Origin of the sequence: Candidatus Magnetobacterium casense, assembly GCF_019173545.1 — a bacterium.
Lineage (GTDB): Bacteria > Nitrospirota > Thermodesulfovibrionia > Thermodesulfovibrionales > Magnetobacteriaceae > Magnetobacterium > Magnetobacterium cryptolimnobacter.
This window is the reverse complement of the sequence record NZ_JABXWD010000209.1, coordinates 1-6,221: the sequence shown is the minus strand read 5'-3', so window position 1 is coordinate 6,221 and position 6,221 is coordinate 1. Positions and strand designations below refer to the sequence as shown.

General features: G+C 50.5%; 9 protein-coding genes. 3 read left to right on the top strand and 6 right to left on the bottom strand.

The genetic code is table 11. The annotated features are described in order from the left end of the window. The 3 genes from HWQ67_RS11440 to HWQ67_RS11430 all read left to right on the top strand — a co-directional run. Nucleotides 1-183, top strand: a 183-nt coding sequence (locus HWQ67_RS11440; RefSeq protein ID WP_218252821.1) for a hypothetical protein, incomplete at its 5' end; no start/stop codon positions are given. A gap of 25 nt (nt 184-208) precedes the next feature. After that, entirely contained in the window at nt 209-2,170 is a 1,962-nt protein-coding gene (locus HWQ67_RS11435) for an ATP-dependent helicase (RefSeq protein WP_218252820.1), read from the top strand. Continuing rightward, complete coding sequence (locus HWQ67_RS11430) at nt 2,157-3,119, top strand: hypothetical protein (RefSeq protein WP_218252819.1); 963 nt, start codon at nt 2,157-2,159, stop codon at nt 3,117-3,119. The genes HWQ67_RS11435 and HWQ67_RS11430 overlap by 14 nt, the downstream gene beginning before the upstream one ends. Here the strand turns inward: HWQ67_RS11430 and HWQ67_RS11425 are convergent. From HWQ67_RS11425 to HWQ67_RS11400, 6 genes are all read right to left on the bottom strand, one after another. Further along, entirely contained in the window at nt 3,043-3,819 is a 777-nt protein-coding gene (locus tag HWQ67_RS11425; RefSeq protein WP_218252818.1) for a lipoate--protein ligase family protein, read from the bottom strand. The two genes, HWQ67_RS11430 and HWQ67_RS11425, sit on opposite strands and share 77 nt — an antisense overlap. Nucleotides 3,820-3,882: 63 nt before the next feature. After that, the gene (locus HWQ67_RS11420; RefSeq protein WP_218252817.1) at nt 3,883-4,650 is read right to left on the bottom strand and encodes a DUF1829 domain-containing protein; all 768 of its coding nucleotides are present in this window, start codon (nt 4,648-4,650) and stop codon (nt 3,883-3,885) included. Further along, nucleotides 4,647-5,093, bottom strand: a complete 447-nt coding sequence (locus tag HWQ67_RS11415; protein ID WP_218252816.1) for a DUF6978 family protein — start codon at nt 5,091-5,093, stop codon at nt 4,647-4,649. Before HWQ67_RS11415 ends, HWQ67_RS11420 begins: the two co-directional genes overlap by 4 nt. Before the next feature lie 84 nt (nt 5,094-5,177). Further along, the gene (locus HWQ67_RS11410) at nt 5,178-5,420 is read right to left on the bottom strand and encodes a type II toxin-antitoxin system HicA family toxin (protein ID WP_218252815.1); all 243 of its coding nucleotides are present in this window, start codon (nt 5,418-5,420) and stop codon (nt 5,178-5,180) included. Then, a complete protein-coding gene (locus HWQ67_RS11405) occupies nt 5,417-5,650 on the bottom strand; it encodes a type II toxin-antitoxin system HicB family antitoxin (RefSeq protein WP_218252814.1) in 234 nt (77 codons plus the stop codon). The genes HWQ67_RS11410 and HWQ67_RS11405 overlap by 4 nt, the downstream gene beginning before the upstream one ends. A 101-nt stretch (nt 5,651-5,751) precedes the next feature. Further along, complete coding sequence (locus HWQ67_RS11400; RefSeq protein WP_218252813.1) at nt 5,752-6,000, bottom strand: DUF167 domain-containing protein; 249 nt, start codon at nt 5,998-6,000, stop codon at nt 5,752-5,754. Nucleotides 6,001-6,221: the final 221 nt, after the last annotated feature.

Below are 6,221 nucleotides of genomic sequence, written 5' to 3'. Positions count from 1 at the left end.
GGCAAAATATATGGGGTCAAGGGGTCAGCGACCCCCGGCATAAAAGGGGGGCTGGCCCCCTTGCAGGGGGTTCTGAAGGGGGCCAGGAGCGCATTGAGCCGGGGGGGCGCTGCCCCCTCCTGGAGCGCCAAGAAGCGGAGCCGCCCCTTTCTTTTTTTTGTTGCGCGATTGATAATAATGTGAAATAAGGTTATAATGTTGTCCGATCATGAAGGGCTACGTCATAAGAAAAGTGCTCCCGACGGTGGGGTCGGGTATAGACTTTGAGGCCGACCTCAATGCCGCCCAACTGGATGTCGTCACACACCCGGACACCCCCATGCTCGTCCTTGCCGGGGCGGGTACGGGAAAGACACGCACCATCACCTACCGCGTGGCATGGCTCATCGAGCACGGCACCAGACCCTCCAACATCCTCCTGCTGACCTTCACCAACAAGGCCGCCAGAGAGATGATGAGACGCGCTGAGGCACTTGTCTCATCGGATACGAGGGGGCTGTGGGGAGGTACGTTCCACCATATCGGCAACATGATACTCCGAAGTCACGCCCCCCTGGTCGGATACAAGGACGGCTTCTCCATCCTCGACGCCGCCGATGCGCGGGAGCTGATAGACTCATGCCTGGCGGAACTTGGCAAACAATCCGCAACGATACCCAAGGGCGCCGTCCTCTACGGCCTGTACAGTTTTGTCAAAAACACCGACCGCTCGCTCCAATCCGTTGTCGAGCAACGATACCCGTCCTTTGTCAACCACCTGCAAAGGCTCCACGACATAAGCAATGCCTACGAAAAAAAGAAACTCCAGCTCAACCTTATGGATTTCGACGACATCCTGCACAACCTCAGACTCCTGCTGTCGGAGCACGAGCAGGTACGACAACACTACGGCAGGCTGTTTAAGTACATCCTCGTGGACGAGTACCAGGACATCAACTGCATCCAGGGTGAGATCGTAGACCTCCTGGGCAGCGGCCACAGAAACATAATGGTCGTTGGCGATGATGCACAGTCGATCTACTCCTTCAGGGGTGCGAACTTCGACAACATCCTGAACTTCCCCGATCGATACCCCGACGCCAAGGTCTTTAAGCTGACCGTCAACTACCGCAGCACCCCACAGATACTGGAACTGGCAAACGCAAGCATCAGCAACAACGTCGTTCAGTACAGCAAGGACCTCGTTGCCGTCTGCCAGGGCGGGCCGCTGCCATACCTCGTCGCCCTTGCAGATAACTACGAGCAGGCGGCCTTTGTTGCCTCCCGCATCGAAGACCTCACAGTAGACGGCTTTTCCCCATCCGACATTGGCGTGCTGTACCGCTCGCACTACCAGTCGATGGAGGTGCAGATGGAGCTTCAGCGTCGCAGGATGCCCTATGAGGTCAGGTCGGGACTGAGGTTCTTTGAGCAGGCACACGTCAAGGACGTCCTTGCCTACCTCAGACTTGTCGTAAACCCCTCCGATGAGATAAGCTGCAAGCGCCTCTTAAAAATGCTCCCGGGTATCGGCAATGTCACCAGCGACAAGGTCTGCCGTGCAATGGCCAATAGTCCAAGCCCCCTGGACGGCCTCGCTGCCGCTGGTGGGTTGATAGCCAAAAAGGCTGCCGATGGCTTTGACAACCTCCTGAGGACGCTAAAGACGCTCGCCGATACACGCCGGCCATCAGATGCCCTTGAGGTGGCGCTCGGCAGCGGCGTGGAGTACTACCTGGTCAACACCTATCCCAACGCACAGAACAGGCTCGAAGACATCATGCAACTATCGGCCTATGCCGACCGCTATGACAGCGTTGAGGACTTCATCAACGATATGTCCCTCCAGGACGTCTCCGGTGAGTTCACACACAGTCAGGCGCACGAGGGTGGGGGCATAGTGCTGTCAAGCGTACACCAGGCCAAGGGGCTTGAGTGGAAGGTGGTGTTTGTCATCGGCCTCAACGACGGGAAATTCCCCTCCGCCAGGGCGCTGATGTCCCAGGATGAGGAGGAGGAGAGACGATTGTTCTACGTGGCCACCACCCGGGCATCTCAGCAACTATACCTGTGTTACCCACTGGCCCTGGAAAATGGCTTTGGAAGACCTTCACGCTTTATACGGGAGGTCCCTTACGAACTCTTTGAAGAGATTGACATAATAGGTGGAGGCGGCGATGACGTTTACTGATTCATTCAAAAATGGCTTTGAGGTATTAAACAAAAACTGGGTTGTAGTGGCCATCCAGATAGCCGCTATCTTTGTTGCAATGACGGGGCTTGTCATCCTGATTGCAATCCCCCTGGTATTGGTTGCCGTGGTGTTTGGCTCCGATCTGATGCAGATCATCAACAACTTTTCGATGGAGTCTCTGACCAGCCTCATAACGGCAAAGCATCTGAGCATTGCTATTGTCATTGCCCTTGTGCTGACCGTCTATATCCTTGCAATGGTTCTGATCCTGGTTTTCATCTACGGTGGCAGTTGCGGCGTCCTGGCCAAGTCTGTACAGGAGCGCAAATACGGGTTTACCCTGAAGGGGTTCTACGTTGAGGGCAAGCGGATGTTTTTCCCGCTGTTGGGGTTTAACATTGTAATTGGTCTGATTGCGGTCATTGAGGTTGCCGTGCTTGCCGCTTGTTACGTACTCATCCTGTCGCTCAGAGATGCGGCCAATGCCGGCAGCGGGCAGTTGGGCAACTTTATCGAAATATTCTCCGCACTTATTACGTTGACGGTGCTGTTTTTTCTCCTGACCGGCACGTTGTCGGTAAACGTCTATGGCACGAGTATCCTGGCCCTCAGGGGCGGGGGCGTGTTCAGGGCGCTTAGGGGCAGTATCTCGTTTATCATCAACAAACCCTCTGCCTATTGGTTTTATTTAGTCTGCGTAGGGGGCTTTATCGGTATAAACATTGCATTATTGATAATTGGGGCAATCATAAGCGTAATTCCCTTTATCGGGGCGGTGTTGGCCATACCGTTTCAGTTGTTGTTGCAGGTTGCGCAGAGTTACATGGGATTTTTGGTCATATCCAGTGTGTTTTCGTACTACCACGGGTTTACCGGCGGTGAGTCCATTTCTCCGAGCGATATTTTAACAGAAGCTCTCCAGCCAGGCGGTCCTCCTCAGGAGTGAGTGAGTCGGCTCTGAGGGTGACCCCAAAGGACTCCTCAAAGCACACCCTGACCATATCGATCATGCCCAGGATATCAATGCTGCTGGAAAGCTCCCTCAGCCCCGTCAGGACATCCCGTGTATCGTTGGCCCTGAGGGCGCCTGCGACAAGCTCCCTGTCCACCGACAAGGGTATGCTGCCTTGTTCAAGGAAGCTGTTTGCGTAGCGTCTCTGTGCGGCGCCTATGACCTTCTTGCCCCCCGCTGAGACCTCGCCATAGGAGGTGGCCGCAAAACACAGCGCACTTAAGAGCAACCCCCGTCTGTCCAGTCTGCCCTCAGTGAAATCAACCGCAAGCCCAAGTCGTTGCAGCGAACGGTAGAAGACCGCATTGACCATCTTGTGATTATTGAGGACGCTCTTTGTGAAGCCGTTTTCGAAGTTGGCCGTAAAGCTGTATGTCAGTTCATCGCCATGCACCACTGCCCGTCCGCCGGTGGGACGTCGCACAACGTCAACCCCTCTCTGTGCGCACCACTGGTGGTCTATGCCGTCGATGTCCTGGAATGCCCCGATGCTCACGGAGGGCAGTGACCAGCCATAGAACCTCAGTGTTGGCGGTGATATGTTGTCATTGACGCAACAGGCAATGGCCTCGTCAACTGCCATGTTGCAGAAGGCGTCCCTATTGTCGTGTGGTATCAGTCTCCAGTGCTTCATCTTATAGGGCGCCGGAACGCAGTTTTTTGGTAGACATCGGATACGGCTGTGGCTGCATTTATGCTATGCCTCAAGCTCACTTCTGACGTTGTCACGCTGACTCCACCTTACTGCCGTTATCCCATAATTATTCAAAGCATCTTCAACGCCGCGTGGTATGGTATTGTTGTAATCGTTTAAGAGAGTATATGCCCTTGACGTAATCGCACGCACTTCTCTTGTATCAATCCACTTGAAAGCAAATGTTTCAGATGTATCCCTGTTTGGTCTGTTTACTGTCTGCACAATACGCTCAGGTGCTTTCCTCGATTTTGGGATCACAAAATCAAACATATGGTCATAGCCACTTTTACCTGTAAACTTAACTTTTGGAGTATATCTTATGCCTAACAAATCAAACCATGACTCTACTTCCTCAAAAAACAGACTCTTAATTGCCTGAGAAGCAAGGAAAAACATATCGTTGACGGTAAGCATTGCCTGTATGAGATTGTGCTTTTTAAAAGAAAAATCATTAGCAGTGGCATGTATCTCAAGGGCATCATCCCTCATTTGAACACCAAAACCGGCAAGTGACATCCTAAGCAGGTCTTGCCTTTTGGTACTGTCAAATTTACATCCGGAATTCAAAAGATCATTGATAATGTAGCCATCATCACTAAGCACGTACTGGCCATTCTGTTTCTTGACATAAATCTGTAAGCAATCGTTATGACGGTCAAGGTGTGGGGTGGTAATCTGTACCCAATCATTTCCGATGTGCTTAACGGTAGTCTTGTCTTTCAACCATTCAATATAGCTGTTTAGCAAATCTTGTATTTCGCCTATCATGTGAACAGTCCCTTCTCTATACTTGGATGTCTGACTATATTACAGAACCGCATGAACTCTTGTAATGTCTGCCACTGATCGTTGGGATTTGTAAATTTGTCTAAAGGTAAAGGTATAGCCCATTTGTCACCATATCCTTCCTTATAGACATGTATATGAGGACATAAGATTTCCGTACCGTTAGGGTTTCTGTGAGGTGAACCACCCAAATCCACACGGACAATCACAAATATTTGTCTTGCCCTATTCTGAAATGTACTTTTGGATAGTTCTATGCGACCCCTTGTGATGTCAAGCATAAAATCTTCACGCTTATCCTCAGAGACAAGCGGTATCCTCAGAGCACCTCCAAAATTTGGATAGTCTATCCTGTCGTCATTGATGCAGTACTTATGCATCGCTATCAATGCGTCAGCCTCGGTCTGTGAAAGATTTATATCCACAACTAAGCATCCTTGATGCTCTTATTATAGCATATTTCGATTTGACTACGACGCTACTATCCGCCTCTACGATTGCAATGTTGATTAATTATCTCCCCTCAACCGGTTGAAATCATCCAGGGAAAGTTCGGCAGAGGACAATATCGACTTCAATGTTTTTCTTTTAATGATTTGTCCGCTATGCACCGGAACATTTATTCTTTTATTGTCAACATCCCTGTAAAATATTGCGTGACTCGTCCCGGACTGTCTCTTGTGCCTGAACCCTACTTTTTTCAACACTCTGATGACCTCATCGGATGTAATTGCCGGAAACTTGGAACTCATACAGTGATCTTGACAGACTCTACGGTTACATCGTTTTCTCCAACCGGTTCACCACCTTGTATGCAATCGCAGATAAATGACTTTATTGAGGCCCTTATCTCTGCCATAACCTCCTCGTATGTCTCCCCCTGCACGTGACAACCGGGTAACGATGGACATGTAGCAAAATAGCCCCCTTCTTCGCAAGATTCAACTATTATGGTAAGTTGATATTCTTTTGTCTCCGACATATCTGCTCCTTATGTGTATTGTTTTTTTATTATTTTAACATAACCGCATGATGTTGATCTTACGGTTTATTGTGGTGCCCCCGCAGGTGGTTGACGGGGGATTATATGGAGTCTATGCCTGTTATTTCGACGAGTTTGTTTTTTGACTTTTCGCCTTTGATAATCCTGATATCGGATTTTTTAACCCTTGCGGAGGCGTCCCTGGATTTGATGTGCTTACAGAGCAGTTCGACAAGCAATCTGTTAGCCTGTCCATCGACGGGGGCGGCCGTGACCCTGATGCGCAGAACACCATCAACACAGCCAACAACCTCGTTGCCGGCAGCACGCGGGATCACCTTTATACTCACAACAATGCCTGTAGCACTCTTACAATAACACGGTTGCACGTTCAACTCTAACACTCGTGAAGTTTTTCTTGCTGTAAAAAATCCTGTGATGACATATATAGCACGTTTCAAAAAAAAGAAAGAAAGGGGCGGCTCCGCTTCTTGTCGCTCCAGGTCGCACCTGGCCCCCTTCAGAACCCCCCGCAAGGGGGCCAGCCCCCTTGACCCCTTCTTACCTTGTT